Source organism: Paracoccus sigandri (assembly GCF_003709565.1).
GTDB lineage: Bacteria > Pseudomonadota > Alphaproteobacteria > Rhodobacterales > Rhodobacteraceae > Paracoccus > Paracoccus siganidrum.
This window is the reverse complement of the sequence record NZ_QNRC01000002.1, coordinates 196,590-215,773: the sequence shown is the minus strand read 5'-3', so window position 1 is coordinate 215,773 and position 19,184 is coordinate 196,590. Positions and strand designations below refer to the sequence as shown.

The window sequence follows — 19,184 nt, the reverse complement described above, 5'->3', positions numbered from 1 at the left end:
AAAACGCCGTCGGGATTGATCTGTTAATCTGTCATTAAGGAATCACCGTGTTCAATGCGACGTGACAGGGTGCATGTCACGATTTGCATTGCTATACTTGGGCGCGAGTGGCGGGCTGCAGGCTCGCCTGAAAGTAACCGCGGATGGCCCGATATGCGCCATTCGCGCCGGGGAAGGGATCATGGCGGCTTTTCTGGTGGTGGCGATATTCTGCGGCATGGCGGGGGCGGCGCTGGTCGTCGGCCTCGGCGGCTCTCTGTTCGTCGCCTCGCTGGCCTATGTCCTCTGCGGCGCCCTGGCCCTGGTGCTGTCGGCGATCATCATCAGCCTGCGCGCCGGCGATCCCACCAGCGACTGACCCGCCGGCCCCGCTCCGGGAACCTGACGGGACATGCCGCGTTGCGTGACCGACCATGGATTTCGCAGGAGGGCCAGATGTCGGCGATGACAGAGACGATCCGGGCGGGGCTGGCGGCGGCCATGATCTGCATGGCGGCGGGCGGCATGGCCCTGGCGCAGGACGCCGCGCCGGGCCAGGACGAGGCGCCGGCGGCGGGCGCCGCCCAGCAGGGGCGCGCGGGGGATTGCCCCGATCCCGCCGGCAAGGCCGAGGCCGCCACCGATGACACGCGCAGCGCGGATGGCACCGATCCGGCGAATTCCGGGAATACCGGCTGGAGCGGCGGGACGGGCGGCTCGACCATCGGCACCAATCCGCAAGGCGGGGTCGCGCCCTCGACCACCTGGCACGCGCCGACCGCGCGCGGGCTGGATCTGGCCGGCCGGGCCGAGCCGGTCGAGCCCGCCGCCTGCTGAGCACCGCGCCGGTCAGCCCTCGCGTTCCAGTTCGCGCAATTCGCGTGCGATCGCCCGCGCGGCCAGCAGGTTCAGGACGATCACGCCCAGCAGGACCGCCGCCGTGATCCCCGCCGCCCACAGCGTGGCGCCACGGCTTTCCGGCGCCTGCAGCCACTGGCCCAGATAGATCAGCACGAAGCCCGGCAGCATCGGCGCGACATAGGTCAGCCAGACCCGCCGCAGGGCATCGCGCTCTCGCCCCAGCCGCAGCGCCAGATGCGTCCGGCCGGGCAGGGCAAGGTCGCGCCGGTCTTTGCGGGCGCGCCGGAACAGATAGCCCACCGCCCCAAGGATGCCCAGGGCAAGCACCCAGAAGCCCAGGGCCGACAGGACGGCCGCCGGTTGCTGGGCCTGCATCAGCCGCAGCGTGCCGACGACCAGCAGCACCAGCGCCGCCGCCCCGCCCGCGACAAGCTCACGCAGGTTGCGGCGATGGATCATCCGCTCGAACCGGGAATGCCGGTTGCGGATCGTGTCGAGGGGGATCGGGATCGTGGGCATGTCCTGTTCCTTCCATGTCTTCGCCGGCCGGGTCATGGCGTCACCCCTTCCTTCAGCATCTGGCCAAGCATCGCCTTCAGGCGGTGGATCCGCGTGGCGACCGCGCCCGGCGACAGCCCGCAGACCTCGGCCGTCACCGCCGCGCTTTCGCCTTCCAGGTAGAGCAGCATGACCTGCCGGTCGATCGGCCCCAGCCGGTAGAGCAGCGCATAGAGCTGCGTCAGCGTGATCCGGTCCAGCAGGTCCTCCTCATGCGCGTGGACCGAGGCCGTGGTGTCGTCGAGATCGGCCAGTTCGAGGCTGACCGTCGGGCGGCGCATGGCGCGGCCGACATGATCGGCGGCGACGTTATGGGCCACGCGATAGACCCAGCTGCGCAACGAGCAGCGGCCGTCGAAACCCGACAGGCTGCGCCACAATTGCAGGTGGATCTCCTGCAGCAGGTCCTCGCGTTCGGCGGGGTTCGCCTCATAGCCGGCGGCCAGGCGATTCAGCGCCCCGCCAAGCAGATCGACCGCCAGCAGATAGCGCCGATCCGCATCCGGCGGCAGCGCGCTTTCATCGGGGGATACCGCAATGCTCATGACAGGATAGTCGCCCGGCCGCGCGGTTTCTTACAGACCACGTGGCCGAAGGGCAGGGCGGGCGGCAGGATGAGAAAAGAGCGGGGTTTCGGCCCCGCTCTCGTGCATCCGGTTCGGATTTTCGGCGCCGCTCAGGGACCGACGACCGTGCAGTTCTGCTGGCGCGCGCTGAGACGGCTGCAGGCCAGTTCGGCCTCGGCCTTGCTGAGATTGACGAAATGCGCCTCGAACCCGCGCTTGGTGTCGGCGATGTTGCGCCGGGCCTGTCCCAGCGTGGCGCCGTCCTGCAGGGCGGCGCGCAGCAACAGCCGGTCGGCTTCGGCGCGCGAGCCATAGAGCCCAAGCGACACGCCCCAGCTGCGGCCGCCATTGGCCGGGCGGCGGACGATCTCGACCGCCTCGGGATTGGCCAGGTCGCCTTCGCCCATCGCCGCCAGGATCACCGTCTCGGAGCGCGGCTTCGGCGCGCGCGAGGCATCGAGGCTGAGCGAGCCCGCCGGGGCCGGGGCCGGGGCCGCCGCGGCGACGGCGGGTTCGGGCGCGGGTTCGGCCTGCGCGACATCGGCGGTGCTGGCGGCTTGGCGCGACCGCGGCGAGCGGGCCGGGCGCGACGAGCTTGCCAGGACCGGCGCGGCCAGGCTGGCGCTTTGCGATTCGGGGGCCTGGGCGGCGGGGGTCTGGGCGGCGGCCATCTCTACCGCGGCCTCCACGGCATTCGAGCGGGCCGCGGGCCGCAGCTGCGGCCGGGCGCTGGCCGCAAGGCTCAGCGCGGTGGTCCGGCCTGTCGTCTGCGGCTGGGGCGCCGCGGCGGGGGCGGCGGCAAAGGCATTCGCGGTCGAGGCCGCCTGTGCCGGGCGTTCCACCCGGCGCGGCGCGGCCGAGGCGGTCAGGACCAGCCGCTGCGGCTGGGCCTGGGTCGCGGCGGGCGCGGGTTCGACCTGGGCGCGGCGGACGACCTTCTGGGCCAGCAATTGCGGCGGTTCGGGGCGGACTTCGCGGACCCGGTTGGGCACGCGGTTGAAGCCGGCATCCAGCAGTTGCGACATCACCTGGTTGCGCTGCGCGGTCGAGGTGCCGCCGAAGACGGTGGCGATCAGCCGCTTGTTGCCGCGCTGCGCCGAGGCGGTCAGGTTGAAGCCGGCGGCGCGGGTATAGCCGGTCTTGATCCCGTCCGCGCCGCTGTAATCGTCCAGGAAACGCTTGTTGGTCGAGGCCACCTGGGCGATGCCCGCATCCGCCGAGCGGCGCGAGAAGATGTTGTAATATTGCGGGAAATCGTAGAACAGCCGGCGGCCCATGATGCTCATGTCATGGGCGGTGGAATAATGCCCCTCTTGCGTCAGGCCATGGGCGTTACGGAACTGGGTGTTGCGCATCCCCAGCGCCCGCGCCGTCGCCGTCATCTGCTGGGCGAAGGCGCTTTCGGATCCGGCCAGCCCCTCGCCGATCGCGGTGGCGGCGTCGTTGGCCGACTTGATCGCGGCGGCGCGGATCAGATAGCGCAGCTCGATCTGCTGGCCGGCGCGCAGGCCCAGCTTCGAGGGCGGCTCGGCCGCGGCCTTCGAGGAGATGGTGAACTTGGAATCGAGCCGCACCTGGCCGCGCTCGATCGCGGCGAAGGCCAGGTAGAGCGTCATCATCTTGGTCAGCGAGGCCGGATGCAGGCGGGTATCCGCATTCTGGCTGTAGATCGGCTGGCCGGTGCGCGCATCCATCACATGGGCCGCGAAGGGCGCCGCGCTGAGCTGCGCGGGCAGGATCGCTGCCATCAGCAGCAGGGCCCACAGGCGGGCTGTCGGAAGGAATCTGGTCACTGTCGCGGTCTCTCTGCCTCAAGCAGGCGTGTCTTTTGTCGCACGCCCATACTTAATATTTGGACAATAGCACGAGACTTTTCACCAGAAAACCGTGCATTTGAGTTATTTTCCTCGGGCGATGCGCCGGAACCTGCGCGGCAGGCCCCCCGCGGTCGCGGCGCGGCTGTTCCGGGGGGTTCCAACGCCGCCGATTTCGACTATATTTCAAGGATGGCGGCCCGGGAACGATCGGCGCCGCCCCCGCCCGACGAAGCAGACCCACGCTTGCAAAGGCCGCAGCGATCCGCCCATGACGCATTGGATGTCCGATCCCAGCAACCCCGACGGCCAGTCCGACCTGGCCGTCAAGCCGCGCACCAAGCCGCAGCGTCCGCCCATGTACAAGGTGCTGATGCTGAACGATGATTTCACGCCGATGGAATTCGTCGTGCATGTGCTGGAACGGCTGTTCAACATGACCCATGCGCAGGCGATCGAGATCATGCTGACCGTGCATCGTCGCGGCGTGGCGGTGGTCGGCGTCTTCTCGCACGAGGTGGCCGAGACGAAGGTCGCCCAGGTGATGGAGCTGGCCCGGCGCCAGCAGCATCCCCTGCAATGCACGATGGAAAAAGAGTAGACCGTGGCAATATCACGACTGGAAAGCGCCTTCCCCTCCGGCGCGCCGGAGGGCCGTGTGCTGGTGATCGGGGCGGGGGCGGATGCGTCTCTGGCCCCTCTCGATCCGGCGCGGAGCTGGGTGCAGCAGGGGAATTTCCCCGATCATCAGGCGCTGAAGGCGCAGGGCTGGCAGGTCGCCCCGCATGTCGAGGGCGATTTCGACCTGGCGCTGGTCTTCCTGCCGCGCGCCAAGCCGGCGGCGCGGGCGCGCATCACTGACGCCGCCGCGCGGCTGGCCCCCGGCGCCGCCCTGTGGATCGACGGGCAGAAGACCGACGGGGTCGACAGCATCCTGAAGGAGCTGCGCGCGCTGGCCCCCGTCGAAGAGGTCCACAGCAAGGCGCATGGCAAGATCTTTCGCCTGACCGTTCCCGCCGGCGACTGGCTGCCGCCCGACTGGGCCGCGCGGACGGCCGAGGCGGCGCCGGGTTTCGTCACCCGGCCCGGCGTGTTTTCGGCCGATGGCGTCGATGCCGGCTCGGCCCTCTTGGCGCGGCATCTGCCCGAGCGGCTGCCGATCCGCGTCGTGGACCTGGGCGCGGGCTGGGGCTGGCTGTCGGCGCAGGCGCTGGCGCGCGACGGGATCGAGGTCCTGCACCTGGTCGAGGCCGATCATGACGCCCTGGAGGCCGCGCGCCGCAACGTGACCGATCCGCGGGCACGCTTCCACTGGGCCGATGCGCGCGATTTCCGCCTGCCCGAGCCGGTGAACGGCGTCATCATGAACCCGCCCTTCCATGCCGGGCGCAGCGCCGATCCGAAGCTGGGCGCCGCCTTCATCGCCGCCGCCGCGCGGCTTCTGACCGGCGCGGGCCGGCTGTGGATGGTCGCGAACCGGCATCTTCCCTATGAATCGGTGCTGGCCGCGCATTTCGCCCGGCACGAGGAAATCGGCGGCGATACGCGCTTCAAGGTGATCGAGGCCACGGGCGCGGGGCGCGGCGCCGCGCCGGCGCCGAGGAAACGGCGATGAGCCTGTCGATCCAGGGCAAGACCGCCATCGTGACCGGCGCCGGCCACGGCATCGGCCTGGCCATCGGCCGCCATTTCGCCGAACGCGGCGCGAATGTCATGTTCGCCGATTGCGACGAGGCCGCGCTGGAGACGGAACTGGCCGGCCATGATCGCGAATCGGGGCCGGTGCGCATCTTCTCGGGCGACCTGTCGGCGCGGCTGGCGCTGGCCAACCTGCTGTCGGCGACGCTGGATGCCTTCGACCGGGTCGACATCCTGGTCAATGCGCATCGGCTGGTGAAGGATTCCGACCCGCTGGAGGCCGACCCCCAGGAGGTCGAGGAGATGCTGCGCCACAATGTCCTGGGCAGCCTGCGGCTGTCGCAGATCGTGGCCCGGCGGATGATGAAGCAGGCCGAGGCGGGCGGCGAGGGCGCGCAGGCCGGGGCGCAGGCGGGGGCGATCGTCAACCTGACCACGCTGGCGGGCGCGCGGCCGGCGCCCGAGAAGATGGGCTATTCCATCGCCTGCGCGGCGCAGGAACAGGCGACGCGGAACCTTGCGCTGGTGCTGGCGCCGCATCGGATCCGCGTCAACGCGGTCCGTTTCGGCAGCGTCATGTCGCATGAATTGCAGGCCGCGCTGAAGACCGATCCGGGCCTGCGCAGCCGCATGCTGGCGGGCACGCCGCTTGGCCGCATCGCCGCCCCGGACGAGCTGACCGAGGTCGTCCACTATCTGGTCAGCGAGGGTGCGCGCTTCGTCACCGGCCAGGTCCTGACCGTGGATGGCGGGCGCAGCCTGGTCGATGCGGTGACCGGCGCGGGGCCGGGTGCGCGCCCGGTCTAGTCGTTCTCGGGGAAGGCGGCCTGGCAGGCCTGGACATAGGCGGCCGCCTGGCCCGACAGCTGGGCCTTCCTGGCGGCCAGGTTGTCGCGCTTGCGGGTCTCGACCGCCGGGTCGATCGGCACGCGATAGCGCTGCGTGTCGACATAGTCGCGCCAGCAGGGCACCACGACCGGATAGACCTTGCCATCCCTGCCGCGTTCATAGCTGCGGCAATGGGTCAGCCGGTCGCGCACCACCTGCCGTTCCTCCCAGGCATAGCCGCGCGCCAAGTTGCCCTCGACCTCGGCCAGCAACCGGCTGACATTGCGGTATTCGCCGGTATGGCGGCTGATGCAGCGTTCCTGCGGCGTGCCGCAGGCGGCCAGCAGCGGCAGGGTCAGGATCAGGGCAATGGCAGAGTTGCGGGTCATGGCCGGTCTCTTTACAGCGGGTTATGGGATGCTAGCCGCGCCGGGACGGGCTTGGCAAATCACGAATGAGGACCTCATGGACGAACAACGCCGCAGCGCCGCCACATGGTTCCGCGAATTGCGCGACCGCATCACCCTGGCCTTCGAGGCGCTGGAGGATCGCGGGTCCGGCAATGGCCCGGCGGGCCGGTTCCAGGTCACGCCGACGCAACGGGGCGAGGATGGCGGCGGCGGGATCATGTCGGTGATGCGCGGCGGCCGGGTCTTCGAGAAGGTCGGCGTCAACTGGTCCGAGGTCCACGGCACGCTGGCCCCCAGGGCGCAGGCCGCGATGGCGGCGCGCGGCGTGCCGGGCATGGACAGCGATCCGCGCTTCTGGGCCTCGGGGATCAGCCTCGTTGCGCATATGCAGAACCCGCACGCCCCGGCCGTCCACATGAACACCCGCATGTTCTGGACCCCCGGCGCCTGGTGGTTCGGGGGCGGCGCGGACCTGAACCCCTGCATTGAATATCCCGAGGACACCGCGCATTTCCACGACAGGCTGCGCGCGGCCTGCGCGGCGCATGGCGCGGATTACTACGACCGTTTCAAGGCCTGGGCGGACGAATATTTCTTCATCCCGCATCGCGGCCGCGCCCGCGGCGTCGGCGGGATCTTCTTCGACGACCTGAACAGCGGCGACTGGCAGGCTGATTTCGCCTTCACCCGCGCGGTGGGCGAGGCCTTCCTGCCCGCCTTCCTGCCCCTGGCCGAGGCGCGCTGCGCCCAGCCCTTCACCGAGGCCGATCGCGACGCGCAGCTGATCCATCGCGGGCTCTATGCCGAATACAACCTGGTCTATGACCGGGGCACCAAGTTCGGGCTGGAGACCGGGCATAACGCCGATGCCGTGCTGATGAGCCTGCCGCCGCTGGCCAAGTGGGTCTAGGCGCGTTCGTCCTTGGGGCTGCCCATCACCACATGGGTGGTGATGGTGGCGATCCAGGGAAAGGCGCCCAGCACGTCGCTGTGGAACTGCTTGTAGGCGGCCAGGTCGGCCAGCTCGACCCGCAGCAGGTATTCCACCGTGCCGGTGATGTTGTGGCATTCGCGCACGGCGGGGGCGGCCAGGCAGGCGCGCTCGAAGGCCAGCTGCGCCTCGTTGGAATGGCGCGACAACCCGACGGCGACATAGGCGATGAAGCCCGCGCCGCGCGCCTGCGGGCTGATGATCGCGCGATAGCCGGCGATGACCCCGCGCCGCTCCAGCTCCTGCACCCGCCGCAGGCAGGCCGAGGGCGACAGCCCCACCCGCGCCGCAAGCTCGGTATTCGGCAGCCTGCCGTCGCGGCGCAGTTCCTGCAATATCCGTGTGCTGATGCGGTCGTCGAGGCTCATGGATTGCAAGGATAGCCAATCCGGCGCGATGATAACAGGGAAATTGCGCGCGATCTGCGTCATGATTGCAGCGAAAGGAAGCGATCATGAATGCGGATCTGATGCTTGCGCTGGCGGGCTTCGCCTTCGTCACCTCGGCCACGCCGGGGCCGAACAACATGATGCTGATGGCCTCGGGCGCGAATTTCGGCATCCGGCGGACGGTGCCGCACATGCTGGGCGTCTCGCTGGGTTTCGGGGCGATGGTGGCGCTGCTGGGGCTGGGGGTCGACCGGGTGATCGCCGGCAACCCGGTGCTGGCCTCGGCGATGAAATGGGTCAGCCTGGCCTATATGATCTGGCTGGCCTGGAAGATCGCGACCGCCAGCGCCCCGGAAGGCACGGCGGGGGCGGGCAGGCCGCTGACCTTCCTGCAGGCAGCGGCCTTCCAATGGGTCAACCCCAAGGCCTGGGCGATGGCGCTGGGGGCGCTGTCGGCCTATGCGGCGGGGGTGGGCGGCGCGGCGGTGGTGGCGCTGGTCTTCGCGGCGGTGAACCTGCCGACGGTCTCGGCCTGGGCGGCGATGGGGCAGGGGCTGCGTCGCGTGCTGTCCAGCCCCCGCCGCCTGCGCGCCTTCAACTGGCTGATGGCCGCGCTGCTGCTGGCCTCGATGCTGCCGGTGCTGCGGGGCTGAGCGCCAGGTCGCCGTAGGCCCCGTCCGAAAACGGCGCCAGCCCCAGCCGCCGCATCGCCAGCAGGAAGCGGTTGGCGCGCGGCGCCCGGCCCATCGATGCCATGCCGACGCAATATTTCGACACCCGCTTGGTCGGATGCAGATGCAGCGACCGCAGGATCTTGTCGGCCAGCCCGTTGGCGCGCTCGGATTTCGTCTCGATGATGAACAGGCCGGGATCGACGGCGCGTTCCTTGCGCTCGGTGCGGAAGACCAGTCCGGTATCGATGGTCATCCGTTCGCCCCCCTCGCGGGCGACCAGGGTGATGCGGCGGTATTCCATGCGGATCACCGCATCCAGCCCGGCGGGAAACGGCTCTCCGTAGAGCGCGCGGTATTCGGCATCGATGAAGTCCAGCCCGCGCCGGTCCAGCGCATCGGCGCCCGGCGGCAGCTTCAGCCGCTTCTTGACGGTGATCGAGCGGCGGTCCTTCAGCTTGATCTCCAGGAAGCGCAGCCCGGCGTCGCAATAGTCGCGGACCCGGACCTTGGCCCGGCGGCGCCGGCCCTGGTGATGGGCGCGATAGGCGGTCAGCCGGGCATCGTCGAAATAGCAGGTCCGATAGGTGAAGACGCGCTTGCCGCCGATCTCCAGCACGTCGAAATGCGGGGCGAGCAGGGGCAGCAGCTGCGCCATGTCGGCGGCGGCGACGATATACTTGTTGTCCAGCCGCTCCAGCATGGCGGCCTTGCTGTTCAGCGCCGCAAGCGAGATCGGGCGCAGGCGGGCAAGCGCGGTGGCGATGGAATCGGTCATGATGAGCCCTCCGGTCAGGCGCGGCGGAAGAAGACCGCGATCGAGGCGCGGTCGGTGATGTAGTCCAGCTCGGTGATGCGATAGGACATCACGTCCACCCCCAGGCGGCGCGACAGTTCGCGGCGCATCTGCGCGGGGTCGGACAGCGCATGGGTGTCGATCTTGTCCAGGTGCAGCCGCACCCCGTCGGCCGATTTCAGCAGCCGCGGATGGTCGATCACCCAGGCCATCACCAGCACCAGCGTGACCACGCCGGCGACGAAGGCCAGGCCGGTGCCGGGAATGGCGCAGATCACCGCGATCGAGACCGAGCCGAAGAAATAGGTGATCTCGGTCTTCGAGATCTGCTCGGACCGCAGCGTGAACAGCGCCAGGATCGCGAACAGGCCGAAGCCCGCGCCGATCCCGAACTCGACCGAGGACAGGATCGACAGCACCCCGAAGGCGAAGACGTTGAACATGGCCGCCGCCGTGACCAGCTCCTTGTCGCGATAGCGGCGGTAATAGAGGCCGAAGACCAGAAGCAGCATGGCCAGCAGGTTCAGGCCGAAACGCAGGCTGGTTTCCAGCGGCGGCAGGATGGCAAGCAGGGAGTTCAGGACGGTCATCACGAACCTCGTTTTCGTTTTCGGGTCAATGGCGGCGTCACGAAACTGACGCGCAGCTGACATGAGAACGTGACCGTCCCGTCATAATTCCATCGGCGGGGGAAAGGCGCCGGCGCCCTGCACTCAGGCGGTGGTCAGCAGCCAGGCGACGCCGACCACGATCATCGCCATGCCGGCGACCTGGCCGGGCCGCACGCTCTGCCGGAAGACCCTGCCGGACAGGATCTGCGCCAGCGGCACCTCGATCAGCGCCAGCGTGCGGACATTGGCGGCGGGCGTCAGCGCGAAGCCGATGAACCAGAACAGCGAGGCGAAGGCCCCCAGCGCCCCCGCGGCCAGCGAGTTGCGCCACAGCGACAGCATCCCGCGCAGCCCGGCGCGGTCAGCCACCGCCATCCACAGGACCATCGCCAGCGCCTGCAGGCCAAGCGTCAGCACCAGGACCAGCAGCGCGCGGATGAAGAAGCCGCCCTCGGGCAGCGCCAGGATCGCGCCGCGAAAGCCGATGGCCGACAGGCCGAACAGCGCGCCCGCCGTCACCCCGGTGGCGATCGGCCGCAGCGCCGCCCGCGACCAGCGCGCGCCCGAGGCGACCAGCACCCCCGCGGTCGCCAGCACGATGGCGCCCATCCGCGCCGGGCCAAGCGGCTCGGCCAGCAGCAGCGCGCCGATCACGGCCAGCGTAACCGGCTCGGTCTTCATCAGCGCGGTGGCGACGCCGAAGCCCTGGCCGCGCATGGTGATCAGCATGAAGGCGGTGGCGGCGATCTGCGCCCCCGCGCCCAATGCGGCATAGCCGAGCGTGGCGCCGCCGGGGCGGGGCAGCTCGAGATAGGGCGCGGCAAGCGCAAGGGCCAGCGCCGCGAAGGGCAGGCCGAAGACGAAGCGGACCGCGGTCGCGCCGATCGTCCCGATCCGGCCGGTCAGGCCCGATTGCGCGGCGTTGCGCAGGGTCTGGGCGGCGGCGGCGATCAGCGTGGCCGCGACCCAGATCATGCGCTGCGCACGGCCTCGATCATGGCCGCGACATTGTCGGGATCGGCGTCCGGGGTGATGCCGTGGCCCAGGTTGAAGACATGCGGCCCGCCGCGCAGGGCACGGGTGATGCGCTGCGCCTCGGCCAGCAGTTCCGGGCCGCCCGTGACCATATGCCGCGGGTCCAGGTTGCCCTGCACGCAGCCGTCGGGCTGCACATGCCGCGCCGCCCATTCCGCCGCGACCGAATTGTCCAGCGCCACGCAATCGGCGCCGGTGGCGCGGGCAAAGCCGACATAGCGTTCGCCCGCCTCGCGCGGGAAGGCGATGACCGGGATGCCGGGATGGCGGGCCTTCAGCGCCTGGATGATGCGGCGGGCGGGGGCGATGGCGAAATCGTCGAAATCCCGCCCCTTCAGCGAGCCGGCCCAGCTGTCGAACAGCTTGACGACCTCGGCCCCGGCCTCGATCTGCGCGGAAAGATAGAGGATCGTCGCCTCGGTGATGCGGTCGATCAGGGCGGTGAACGCCGCGCGGTCGGCCTGTTTCAGCGCATGGGCCGGGCCCTGGTCCGGCGTGCCGCGCCCGGCGATCATGTAGGTGGCGACGGTCCAGGGCGCGCCGGCAAAGCCGATCAGCGCGGTGTCGCGCGGCAATTCGCGGGTCAGGATCCGCAGCGTCTCGTAGATGGGCGCCAGCCGGCCGTGGATCGCATCGGCGGGGCGCAGCGCGGCCAGGTCCTCGGCGCGGGTAATGGTTGAGAGGCGCGGCCCCTCGCCCTCGGCGAACCACAGCCTTGCCCCCAGCGCCTGCGGCACCAGCAGGATGTCGGCAAACAGGATCGCGGCGTCGAAGCCGAAGCGGCGGATCGGCTGCAGCGTCACCTCGGCCGCCAGTTCGGAATTGTAGCACAGCGACAGGAAATCACCCGCCTGCGCCCGCGTCGCGCGATATTCCGGCAGGTAGCGCCCGGCCTGGCGCATCATCCAGATCGGCGGGGTGGGCAGGGTCTCGCCGGCCAATGCGCGCAGCAGAAGTTTGGTCATGGCATCTCCTTCGCGCCCTTCATGGCGGAAGGGCGGGCGTTGTCAAGCGCGGCGCCGGGCGCTAAGCGGGGGCCATGAGCAGCAGTTTCGACCAGACCGCCCCCCTTCGGATCGGCACCCGCGGATCGCCGCTGGCGCTGGCCCAGGCCCATGAGACCCGCGACCGGCTGATGGCCGCCCATGGCCTGCCGGCGGCGGCTTTCGAGATCGTCGTCATCAAGACCAGCGGCGACCGGATCCTGGACCGCCCGCTGAAGGAGGTCGGCGGCAAGGGGCTGTTCACGCGCGAGATCGAGGAGGCGCTGCTGGACGGCGGCATCGACATCGCCGTGCATTCGATGAAGGACATGCCGACGATCCAGCCCGAGGGGCTGGTGCTGGACTGCCTGCTGCCGCGCGAGGATGTGCGCGACGCTTTCGTCAGCCTGGAATACGGCTCGATCGCGGATCTGCCGCAGGGGGCGGTGGTCGGCTCTTCCAGCCTGCGGCGGCGCGCGCAGCTGCTGCACCGGCGGCCCGACCTGCAGCTGGTGGAGTTTCGCGGCAATGTGCAGACCCGGCTGAAGAAGCTTCGGGACGGCGTGGCGGTGGCGACCTTCCTGGCGATGGCGGGGTTGCGGCGGCTGGACATGGCCGGGATCGCCCGCAGCGGGATTTCCCCCGACGAGATGCTGCCCGCCGTCGCCCAGGGCGCGATCGGGGTGGAGCGGCGCGCGGATGACGATGCGGTGGCCGGGCTGCTGGCCGCGATCGGCGACGGCCCGACCGCGCTGCGCATCGAGGCCGAGCGCGCCTTCCTCGCGCGGCTGGACGGGTCCTGCCAGACGCCGATCGCGGGGCTGGCGGAACTGGCGGGCGACCGGCTGATCCTGCGCGGCGAGATCCTGCGTCCCGATGGGTCGCAGGCCATTAGCGGCCGGCGCGAGGGGGCGTTCGGTGACGGTCCCGCCATGGGACGCGACCTGGCCGAGGAATTGCTGGCCAAGGCCGGGCCGGGTTTTCTGGCGGGCCACTGAGCGCCGCCTTGGCGGGCGGTCGAGACTGATCCGGCCGGTCGCCATCGCGGGCGGTTGCGGAAAACCTGCTGCCGAGGCTGCGCTTCGATCCTCCGGGGCAATATTTCGATCTCGTTTCGTCCCCGTGCGGCGCTTCGTGCCGTGTTTCCGGGGCCGCGCTTCGGGGATTGGCGCAACGCGGAACCTTGCATGATGTGCTCCGCATGGCGCCCCTGCACGGTCAGGATCGCAGCCGATCATCGCGCCTGGCCGGAACCTGCGGCCAAGCGGGGCGCAAGCCGCGATGGATGCTCAATAGCTGCGGATCAGCCCGACCAGACGCCCCTGAACGCGCACCGCGTCCTCGGGCAGGATGCGGGTTTCATAGGCGGGGTTCGCCGCTTCCAGCGCGATCATCGCCCCCTTGCGGCGATAGCGTTTCAGCGTCGCCTCGTGGCCTTCGACCAGCGCCACGACGATATCGCCGTTTTCCGCCGCGTCCTGTTCCCGGATGACCACGATGTCGCCGTCGTTGATCCCGGCCTCGATCATCGAATCGCCCTTCACCTCCAGCGCGTAGTGATGTTCGCGCCCGGCCAGCATGGTGCCGGGCACGGCGATGTGATGCGACACTTCCGAGATCGCCTCGATCGGCACGCCGGCGGCGATGCGGCCCATGACCGGCAGTTCGACCGCCGGGCTGTCCATGATCGGCAGCGCCCCGCGCGGCCGCGCGGGGCGGTCGTTCGAGATCACGCGGGGGGTGAAGCCGCCGGGCTTTTCCCCGGCCCCGCCAGGCAGCGCATCGAGCCGCGTATCGGCCAGCGCATCGGGCAGGCGCAGGATTTCCAGCGCGCGGGCGCGATGCGGCAGGCGGCGGATGAAGCCGCGTTCCTCCAGCGCCGTCACCAAGCGGTGGATCCCCGATTTCGAGCGCAGGTCCAGCGCGTCCTTCATTTCGTCGAAGGACGGCGGCACGCCGTCGCGCGCCATCCGTTTCTGAATGAATTCCAGCAACTGGATCTGCTTCCTGGTCAGCATCTGCCCGGCCCTTACACTGCGAGTGTTCCGTGAATGTTCTAGCGCATCGCCCGAATCACGTCAACAAATTGCACCGATCGCAGTGAAGAAACGGTTAATGCGCGCGGGTCAGCGGCAGGTAGTCGACGATCTGGCCGGCATCGCGCGCGGGATCGCCGGCCGGCCGGACCAGCAGCGCATCGGCCCGGGCCAGAAGCGACAGGCGGGCGGAATCCTGATCCTCGAACGGGTCGATCAGCGGCAGGTCCGGACCCGGTTGCAGCCTTGCGCGCAGGTAGTGCTGGCGATCGCCCTCGGGCGGCAGCGGACGGGCAAGGCGTGCCCGCAGCGGCGTGTGCCCGGCTTCGAGCCCCTGCATCCGACGGATCAGAGGTTGCATGAACAAGATCCCGCAAACGATTGCCGAAACGGGGTTTCCGGGCAGTCCAAGCATCGCGGCATTGCCGATCTTCCCGGCCATCAGCGGCTTGCCGGGGCGCATGGCCAGCTTGTAGAAGGCCCGTTCCATGCCCAGATCGCCGGCGACCTTGCCGACCAGGTCGTGATCGCCGACCGAGGCGCCGCCGATGGTCACGATCAGGTCCGCATCCGCCGCGCGGGCGAAGCTGTCGCGCAGGCTGGCCTCGGTATCGCGGGCGATGGGCAGGATCCGCGCCTCGGCCCCCGCCTCGCGCGCCAGCGCCGCGATGGCCAGGTCGTTCGAGCTGATGATCTGGCCCTCGGCGGGCGTTTCACCCGGACGGAGAAGCTCGTCCCCGCTGGCCAGAACGGCGACGCGGGGGCGGGCGGCGACGGTGAGTTCGGGCAGGTTCATCGCCGCCAGCAGGCCGATATCGGCGGCGTTCAGCAGGCGGCCGGGCGCGACGCTGTCGCCCAGGGCGAAATCGCCGCCGCGGGGGCGGATATTGTCATTGGCCGAGGGCGTGTGGATGCGGATCAGATCGCCCTCGCGGGTCACGTTTTCCTGCATCGCCACGCAGTCATAGCCCGCGGGAACGGGCGCGCCGGTGAAGATGCGGATGGCGGTGCCGGGCCGGGGCGTGCCGGTCCAGGGATGCCCGGCGGCGGATTCGCCGATCACGCGCAGGGCACAGCCCGCATCGGCGCGGCGCAGCGCATAGCCGTCCATCGCCGCCGAATCGAAGGGCGGCTGGGTCAGCCGCGCCTCGGCCGGGGCGGCCAGGACGCGGCCGGCGGCCTGTTCCAGCGCGACCGTTTCAGGACGCGGCGGCGCGGCCAGCGCCAGCACGCGGGCCAGGGCCTCCTCGACCGGGATCATGGCGCGACCTCGTAATCGCCGGATTTTCCGCCGCTTTTGCGCAGCAGGCGGATGTCCTCGATGCGCATTGCCTTTTCCGCCGCCTTCAGCATGTCGTAGATTGTCAGGCAGGCGGTCGAGACGGCGGTCAGCGCCTCCATCTCGACCCCGGTGCGGCCGGTGGTGCGCACGGTGGCGGTGACGCGGATGCCGGGCAGGGCGGGGTCGGCCACCAGGTCCAGCGCCACCTTGGCGATCGGCAGCGGATGGCAGAGCGGGATCAGGTCGGCGGTCCGCTTGGCGCCCATGATCCCGGCCAGGCGCGCGACGCCCAGCACGTCGCCCTTGGCCGCGCCGCCCTGCGCCAGGGCCAGCGTGGCGGGCGACATGATGACGCAGCCGGTCGCCACGGCCTCGCGCGCGGTTTCCTGCTTGGCCGAGACGTCGACCATATGCGCCTGGCCGGCCTTGTCGAAATGCGTCAGGCTCATGCCGCGGCCGCCGGAACGTCCAGGATCTGGCGGGTGGCGGCGGCCACGTCCTCCTGCCGCATCAGGCTTTCGCCGATCAGGAAGCGCCGGGCGCCGACCTGCATCATCGCGCCGAGGTCGGCGGGCGTGAACAGCCCGCTTTCGCAGACCACGTCGCGATCCGCGGGAATGCGCGGGGCCAGGTCGCGGGTCACGTCCAGGGACAGCTCGAAGGTCTTCAGGTTGCGGTTGTTGATGCCGATCAGCGGCGATTTCAGGCGCAGGGCGCGGTCCAGCTCATGGGCGTCATGGACCTCGATCAGCGCGTCCATGCCCCAGTGGAAGGCGGCGTCCTCGAGCTCGGCGGCCAGGGTGTCGTCCAGGCTGGCCATGATGATCAGGATGCAGTCGGCGCCCCAGGCACGGGCCTCGGCGACCTGATAGGGGTCGTAGAGGAAATCCTTGCGCAGCGCCGGCAGGTCGCAGGCGGCGCGGGCGGCGGTCAGGAATTCGGGCGCGCCCTGGAAGCTGGGGGCGTCGGTCAGCACCGAGAGGCAGGCGGCGCCGCCGGCCTGATAGGCGCGGGCCAGGGCGGGCGGGTCGAAATCGGCGCGGATCAGGCCCTTGGAGGGGCTGGCCTTCTTGATTTCGGCGATCAGCGCCGGGCCGGTCGCGGCGCGGGCGCTGAGCGCGGCGGCGAAACCGCGCGGCGGCGCGGCGGTGCGGGCCTCGACCTCGATGCCCGAAAGGGGGCGGGCGCGCCGGGCGGCCGCGATCTCTTCCAGCTTGTAGGCCTTGATCTTGTCGAGAATGTCCATGGGTTGCTTCTAGCGCCGTGCGGGCCTTGTGGGAAGGGGTGGCAAGGGACGGGGATGCGAGAGAGGGGGCGCTGCCCCCGTCGCCGTTCCGGCGACTCCCCCGGGATATTTGGGCCAAGATGAAAGGGTCAGGCGGTCCAGTCGATGGGCGGGCGGCCCTGGGCGGCCAGCCAGTCGTTGACGCGGCTGAAGGGGCGCGAGCCGAAGAAGCCGCGCCGGGCGGAGAGCGGCGAGGGATGGGCCGTGGCGATGACCAGGTCCTGCGGGCGCGGCAGGCCGGCCAGGGCCTTCTGCGCATGGCCGCCCCAGAGGATGAAGGCCAGGGGGCCGTGTTTTTGCGCCTCGGTCACGGCCTGGCGGGCCAGTCTGTCCCAGCCCCAGCGGGCATGGGCGCCCGCCGCGCCGGGGTCGACCGAGAGCGAGGTGTTCAGCAGGAGCACGCCCTGCTGCGCCCAATGCGACAGGTCGCCCGTCGCGGGGGCGGCGCCGAGATCGTCGCGAAGCTCGGTGAAGATGTTTCTGAGCGAGCGGGGCAGGGCCACCTCGGGGGCGACCGAGAAGGCCAGGCCGTTGGCATGGCCGGGCGTGGGATAGGGGTCCTGGCCCAGGATCACGGCGCGGACCTGTTCGGGGGGGGTGGCCTTTAGCGCGGCGAAGAGGCGCGCCGGGCCGGGCAGCCAGTCGCCCGCGCCCGCCAGCCGGTCGCGGATCGCCGGCCAGTCGCGCGAGAAGAAGGGCAGATGCGCCCAGGCAGCGGGCGGGCGGGGAGGGGGCGGGGTCACGGCTCGGGCGGGCCGGTGACCTCGGCCAGCTCGGCGAGCTTGGCCCTGGCCGCGCCGCTGTCGATCGATTCGGCGGCGATGGCGGCGCCGTCGCGCAGGTCCGGGGCCTTGCCGGCGATGATCAGCGCGGCGGCCGCGTTCAGCAGCACCGCGTCGCGATAGGCGCCGGGCTCGCCCGCCAGCAGCGCGCGGAAGGCGGCGGCGTTATGGGCGGGATCGCCGCCGATGATCGCCTCGAAGGGGTGGCGGGGCAGGCCGGCATCCTCGGGCGTGACGGTGAATTCGGCGATGCGGCCGTCGGCCAGCGCCGCGACATGGGTTTCGCCGGCGATGCTGATCTCATCGGTGCCGTCGCTGCCATGGACCAGCCAGGCCGCGTCGCTGCCCAGGTCGCGCAGGACCTCGGCCATGGGGCGGATCCATTCGCTGCTGAAGGCGCCGGTCAGCTGCCGGCGGACCGAGGCCGGGTTGGTCAGCGGGCCCAGCAGGTTGAAGACCGTGCGCGTGCCCAGCTCCGCGCGGGGCGGGCCGACATGGCGCATGGCCGGGTGGTGCATCGGCGCCATCATGAAGCAGATGCCGGCGCGGCTGATCGCCTGCTGCGCGACGGCGGGGCCGCCCATCACGTTGATGCCCATCTGGGTCAGCGCATCCGCCGCCCCCGATTTCGAGCTGAGGTTGCGGTTGCCGTGCTTGGCCACCGGCACGCCCGCCCCCGCCACCACGAAGGCCGTCGCGGTCGAGATGTTCAGCGTGCCCTTGCCGTCGCCGCCGGTGCCGACGATGTCGATGGCGCCCGCCGGGGCGTGGATGCGGTTCATCCGGTGGCGCATGGCGCGGGCGGCGGCGGCGATCTCGTCCACGGTCTCGCCGCGGACCCGCAGCGCCATCAGGATGCCGCCGATCTGGGCCGGGGTCGCTGCGCCGTCGAACAGCGCCGAGAAGGCGGCCTCGGCCTCGGTCCCGGTCAGCGGGCGGCTGGCGGCGATGCCGATCAGCGGGCGGATGTCGGTGGGGCTCATGCGGCTGCCTCCTGGCCGGTGCAGCGGGCCAGGAAGGTGCGGATCATCTCGTGCCCGTGTTCCGAGGCGATGGATTCGGGGTGGAACTGCACGCCCTCGACGGGCAGCTCCGCGTGGATCAGCCCCATGATCGTGCCGTCGTCCGAGGTCGCGGTGACGCGCAGGCAGTTGGGCAGGCTTTCCGGCTCGACCGTCAGCGAGTGATAGCGGGTGGCGTTCAAGGGCGAGGGCAGGCCGGCGAAGACGCCGCTGCCGTCATGGCTGATCCGGTCGACCTTGCCGTGCAGGATGCGGTTGGCGCGCACGATGCGGCCGCCGAAGGCCTCGCCGATGGCCTGGTGGCCCAGGCAGACGCCGAAGATCGGGATGCCGCGTTCGGCCGCCGCGCGGATCAGCGCCAGGCAGATCCCGGCCTGCGCCGGATCGCAGGGGCCGGGCGAGATCACGATTCCGTCGGGGCGCTTCGCCAGCGCCTCTTCGACGGTGATGGCGTCGTTGCGGATCACCTCGACCTCGGCCCCGGCCTCGCCCAGGTAATGGACCAGGTTCCAGGTGAAGCTGTCGTAATTGTCGATCAGAAGGATCATCGGCGCGCCTTGGGCTTGGAGGACGGTTTCCCCCCGGAAACGGGTCGGCTATAGATGGGCCAAAGCGCGCCGGGGGGTCAAGCCCGGCCATGAGGTGAC

At 70.5% G+C, this 19,184-nt stretch carries 24 protein-coding genes; 8 read left to right on the top strand and 16 right to left on the bottom strand.

What is annotated here, in order from left to right; translation table 11 throughout:
• Window positions 1-181 precede the first annotated feature (181 nt).
• Window positions 182-358: a hypothetical protein gene (locus C9E82_RS24345; RefSeq protein WP_170162065.1), complete on the top strand. Its 177-nt coding sequence runs from the start codon at window positions 182-184 to the stop codon at window positions 356-358.
• Between the two features lie 77 nt (window positions 359-435).
• Window positions 436-816: a hypothetical protein gene (locus C9E82_RS24755; protein WP_205962164.1), complete on the top strand. Its 381-nt coding sequence runs from the start codon at window positions 436-438 to the stop codon at window positions 814-816.
• Between the two features lie 12 nt (window positions 817-828).
• Here the strand turns inward: C9E82_RS24755 and C9E82_RS02580 are convergent, their stop codons facing one another.
• The 3 genes from C9E82_RS02580 to C9E82_RS02570 all read right to left on the bottom strand — a co-directional run bounded on the left by C9E82_RS02580 (window position 829) and on the right by C9E82_RS02570 (window position 3,712).
• A complete protein-coding gene (locus C9E82_RS02580; RefSeq protein WP_119898105.1) occupies window positions 829-1,395 on the bottom strand; it encodes a hypothetical protein in 567 nt (188 codons plus the stop codon).
• A complete protein-coding gene (locus C9E82_RS02575) occupies window positions 1,392-1,943 on the bottom strand; it encodes an RNA polymerase sigma factor (RefSeq protein ID WP_119898106.1) in 552 nt (183 codons plus the stop codon). The genes C9E82_RS02580 and C9E82_RS02575 overlap by 4 nt, the downstream gene beginning before the upstream one ends.
• A 131-nt stretch (window positions 1,944-2,074) precedes the next feature.
• Complete coding sequence (locus C9E82_RS02570; protein ID WP_122449185.1) at window positions 2,075-3,712, bottom strand: D-alanyl-D-alanine carboxypeptidase family protein; 1,638 nt, start codon at window positions 3,710-3,712, stop codon at window positions 2,075-2,077.
• Window positions 3,713-4,061: 349 nt separating this feature from the next.
• Here C9E82_RS02570 and clpS point away from each other — a divergent pair, with 349 nt between their 5' ends.
• From clpS to C9E82_RS02555, 3 genes are read left to right on the top strand one after another with little or no spacing between them, the layout of a single operon-like run.
• A complete protein-coding gene (gene clpS / locus C9E82_RS02565; protein ID WP_119901035.1) occupies window positions 4,062-4,379 on the top strand; it encodes an ATP-dependent Clp protease adapter ClpS in 318 nt (105 codons plus the stop codon).
• 3 nt (window positions 4,380-4,382) lie between these two features.
• On the top strand, window positions 4,383-5,393 hold the full coding sequence (locus tag C9E82_RS02560) for a methyltransferase (protein ID WP_119901030.1): 1,011 nt from the start codon (window positions 4,383-4,385) through the stop codon (window positions 5,391-5,393).
• On the top strand, window positions 5,390-6,223 hold the full coding sequence (locus tag C9E82_RS02555; RefSeq protein ID WP_119901031.1) for an SDR family NAD(P)-dependent oxidoreductase: 834 nt from the start codon (window positions 5,390-5,392) through the stop codon (window positions 6,221-6,223). Before C9E82_RS02560 ends, C9E82_RS02555 begins: the two co-directional genes overlap by 4 nt.
• Here the strand turns inward: C9E82_RS02555 and C9E82_RS02550 are convergent.
• Entirely contained in the window at window positions 6,220-6,633 is a 414-nt protein-coding gene (locus C9E82_RS02550; protein WP_119901032.1) for a hypothetical protein, read from the bottom strand. The two genes, C9E82_RS02555 and C9E82_RS02550, sit on opposite strands and share 4 nt — an antisense overlap.
• Window positions 6,634-6,709: 76 nt before the next feature.
• Between C9E82_RS02550 and hemF the strand changes: the two genes are divergently transcribed.
• Window positions 6,710-7,564 (top strand): oxygen-dependent coproporphyrinogen oxidase, encoded by an 855-nt coding sequence (gene hemF / locus C9E82_RS02545; protein WP_170162184.1) that lies wholly within the window; start codon window positions 6,710-6,712, stop codon window positions 7,562-7,564.
• Here hemF and C9E82_RS02540 read toward each other — a convergent pair.
• A complete protein-coding gene (locus tag C9E82_RS02540) occupies window positions 7,561-8,013 on the bottom strand; it encodes an Lrp/AsnC family transcriptional regulator (RefSeq protein ID WP_119901034.1) in 453 nt (150 codons plus the stop codon). The two genes, hemF and C9E82_RS02540, sit on opposite strands and share 4 nt — an antisense overlap.
• A gap of 86 nt (window positions 8,014-8,099) precedes the next feature.
• Here C9E82_RS02540 and C9E82_RS02535 point away from each other — a divergent pair, with 86 nt between their 5' ends.
• Window positions 8,100-8,687, top strand: a complete 588-nt coding sequence (locus C9E82_RS02535; protein WP_122449190.1) for a LysE family translocator — start codon at window positions 8,100-8,102, stop codon at window positions 8,685-8,687.
• Here C9E82_RS02535 and C9E82_RS02530 read toward each other — a convergent pair.
• The 4 genes from C9E82_RS02530 to hemE all read right to left on the bottom strand — a co-directional run bounded on the left by C9E82_RS02530 (window position 8,629) and on the right by hemE (window position 12,112).
• Window positions 8,629-9,483 (bottom strand): polyphosphate polymerase domain-containing protein, encoded by an 855-nt coding sequence (locus C9E82_RS02530; protein ID WP_119900900.1) that lies wholly within the window; start codon window positions 9,481-9,483, stop codon window positions 8,629-8,631. The two genes, C9E82_RS02535 and C9E82_RS02530, sit on opposite strands and share 59 nt — an antisense overlap.
• A 14-nt stretch (window positions 9,484-9,497) precedes the next feature.
• Entirely contained in the window at window positions 9,498-10,091 is a 594-nt protein-coding gene (locus C9E82_RS02525) for a DUF4956 domain-containing protein (protein WP_205962240.1), read from the bottom strand.
• A 123-nt stretch (window positions 10,092-10,214) separates the two neighbouring features.
• Entirely contained in the window at window positions 10,215-11,087 is an 873-nt protein-coding gene (locus C9E82_RS02520) for an EamA family transporter (protein ID WP_119900899.1), read from the bottom strand.
• Window positions 11,084-12,112, bottom strand: coding sequence for a uroporphyrinogen decarboxylase (gene hemE, locus C9E82_RS02515; RefSeq protein WP_119900898.1), 1,029 nt, complete (start codon window positions 12,110-12,112; stop codon window positions 11,084-11,086). The genes C9E82_RS02520 and hemE overlap by 4 nt, the downstream gene beginning before the upstream one ends.
• Window positions 12,113-12,186: 74 nt before the next feature.
• Here hemE and hemC point away from each other — a divergent pair, with 74 nt between their 5' ends.
• On the top strand, window positions 12,187-13,128 hold the full coding sequence (hemC, locus tag C9E82_RS02510; RefSeq protein WP_119900897.1) for a hydroxymethylbilane synthase: 942 nt from the start codon (window positions 12,187-12,189) through the stop codon (window positions 13,126-13,128).
• 291 nt (window positions 13,129-13,419) lie between these two features.
• Here the strand turns inward: hemC and lexA are convergent, their stop codons facing one another.
• The 7 genes from lexA to C9E82_RS02475 all read right to left on the bottom strand — a co-directional run bounded on the left by lexA (window position 13,420) and on the right by C9E82_RS02475 (window position 19,085).
• Window positions 13,420-14,148, bottom strand: a complete 729-nt coding sequence (gene lexA, locus C9E82_RS02505) for a transcriptional repressor LexA (RefSeq protein ID WP_119900896.1) — start codon at window positions 14,146-14,148, stop codon at window positions 13,420-13,422.
• Between the two features lie 94 nt (window positions 14,149-14,242).
• Window positions 14,243-15,427, bottom strand: coding sequence for a molybdopterin molybdotransferase MoeA (locus C9E82_RS02500; RefSeq protein ID WP_119900895.1), 1,185 nt, complete (start codon window positions 15,425-15,427; stop codon window positions 14,243-14,245).
• Complete coding sequence (moaC, locus tag C9E82_RS02495; protein ID WP_119900894.1) at window positions 15,424-15,897, bottom strand: cyclic pyranopterin monophosphate synthase MoaC; 474 nt, start codon at window positions 15,895-15,897, stop codon at window positions 15,424-15,426. Before moaC ends, C9E82_RS02500 begins: the two co-directional genes overlap by 4 nt.
• Window positions 15,894-16,694 (bottom strand): indole-3-glycerol phosphate synthase TrpC, encoded by an 801-nt coding sequence (trpC, locus tag C9E82_RS02490; protein ID WP_119900893.1) that lies wholly within the window; start codon window positions 16,692-16,694, stop codon window positions 15,894-15,896. Before trpC ends, moaC begins: the two co-directional genes overlap by 4 nt.
• Before the next feature lie 128 nt (window positions 16,695-16,822).
• On the bottom strand, window positions 16,823-17,476 hold the full coding sequence (locus C9E82_RS02485) for a uracil-DNA glycosylase (RefSeq protein ID WP_122449184.1): 654 nt from the start codon (window positions 17,474-17,476) through the stop codon (window positions 16,823-16,825).
• Window positions 17,473-18,498, bottom strand: coding sequence for an anthranilate phosphoribosyltransferase (gene trpD / locus C9E82_RS02480; protein ID WP_119901231.1), 1,026 nt, complete (start codon window positions 18,496-18,498; stop codon window positions 17,473-17,475). Before trpD ends, C9E82_RS02485 begins: the two co-directional genes overlap by 4 nt.
• Entirely contained in the window at window positions 18,495-19,085 is a 591-nt protein-coding gene (locus C9E82_RS02475) for an anthranilate synthase component II (RefSeq protein ID WP_119901230.1), read from the bottom strand. Before C9E82_RS02475 ends, trpD begins: the two co-directional genes overlap by 4 nt.
• Window positions 19,086-19,184 lie beyond the last annotated feature (99 nt).

Excerpts from the sequence above, each read along its gene's own strand:
- C9E82_RS02550 (WP_119901032.1), bottom strand. The coding sequence starts at position 6,633 with ATGACCCGCAACTCTGCCATTGCCCTGATCCTGACCCTGCCGCTGCTG.
- moaC (WP_119900894.1), bottom strand. The coding sequence starts at position 15,897 with ATGAGCCTGACGCATTTCGACAAGGCCGGCCAGGCGCATATGGTCGAC.
- C9E82_RS24755 (WP_205962164.1), top strand. The coding sequence starts at position 436 with ATGTCGGCGATGACAGAGACGATCCGGGCGGGGCTGGCGGCGGCCATG.
- C9E82_RS02535 (WP_122449190.1), top strand. The coding sequence starts at position 8,100 with ATGAATGCGGATCTGATGCTTGCGCTGGCGGGCTTCGCCTTCGTCACC.
- C9E82_RS02530 (WP_119900900.1), bottom strand. The coding sequence starts at position 9,483 with ATGACCGATTCCATCGCCACCGCGCTTGCCCGCCTGCGCCCGATCTCG.
- C9E82_RS02555 (WP_119901031.1), top strand. The coding sequence starts at position 5,390 with ATGAGCCTGTCGATCCAGGGCAAGACCGCCATCGTGACCGGCGCCGGC.
- C9E82_RS02580 (WP_119898105.1), bottom strand. The coding sequence starts at position 1,395 with ATGACCCGGCCGGCGAAGACATGGAAGGAACAGGACATGCCCACGATC.
- C9E82_RS02540 (WP_119901034.1), bottom strand. The coding sequence starts at position 8,013 with ATGAGCCTCGACGACCGCATCAGCACACGGATATTGCAGGAACTGCGC.
- lexA (WP_119900896.1), bottom strand. The coding sequence starts at position 14,148 with ATGCTGACCAGGAAGCAGATCCAGTTGCTGGAATTCATTCAGAAACGG.
- hemC (WP_119900897.1), top strand. The coding sequence starts at position 12,187 with ATGAGCAGCAGTTTCGACCAGACCGCCCCCCTTCGGATCGGCACCCGC.
- C9E82_RS02575 (WP_119898106.1), bottom strand. The coding sequence starts at position 1,943 with ATGAGCATTGCGGTATCCCCCGATGAAAGCGCGCTGCCGCCGGATGCG.
- C9E82_RS02475 (WP_119901230.1), bottom strand. The coding sequence starts at position 19,085 with ATGATCCTTCTGATCGACAATTACGACAGCTTCACCTGGAACCTGGTC.
- trpC (WP_119900893.1), bottom strand. The coding sequence starts at position 16,694 with ATGGACATTCTCGACAAGATCAAGGCCTACAAGCTGGAAGAGATCGCG.
- C9E82_RS02520 (WP_119900899.1), bottom strand. The coding sequence starts at position 11,087 with ATGATCTGGGTCGCGGCCACGCTGATCGCCGCCGCCGCCCAGACCCTG.
- C9E82_RS02525 (WP_205962240.1), bottom strand. The coding sequence starts at position 10,091 with ATGACCGTCCTGAACTCCCTGCTTGCCATCCTGCCGCCGCTGGAAACC.
- C9E82_RS02570 (WP_122449185.1), bottom strand. The coding sequence starts at position 3,712 with ATGGCAGCGATCCTGCCCGCGCAGCTCAGCGCGGCGCCCTTCGCGGCC.
- hemE (WP_119900898.1), bottom strand. The coding sequence starts at position 12,112 with ATGACCAAACTTCTGCTGCGCGCATTGGCCGGCGAGACCCTGCCCACC.
- C9E82_RS24345 (WP_170162065.1), top strand. The coding sequence starts at position 182 with ATGGCGGCTTTTCTGGTGGTGGCGATATTCTGCGGCATGGCGGGGGCG.
- clpS (WP_119901035.1), top strand. The coding sequence starts at position 4,062 with ATGTCCGATCCCAGCAACCCCGACGGCCAGTCCGACCTGGCCGTCAAG.
- C9E82_RS02500 (WP_119900895.1), bottom strand. The coding sequence starts at position 15,427 with ATGATCCCGGTCGAGGAGGCCCTGGCCCGCGTGCTGGCGCTGGCCGCG.
- trpD (WP_119901231.1), bottom strand. The coding sequence starts at position 18,498 with ATGAGCCCCACCGACATCCGCCCGCTGATCGGCATCGCCGCCAGCCGC.
- hemF (WP_170162184.1), top strand. The coding sequence starts at position 6,710 with ATGGACGAACAACGCCGCAGCGCCGCCACATGGTTCCGCGAATTGCGC.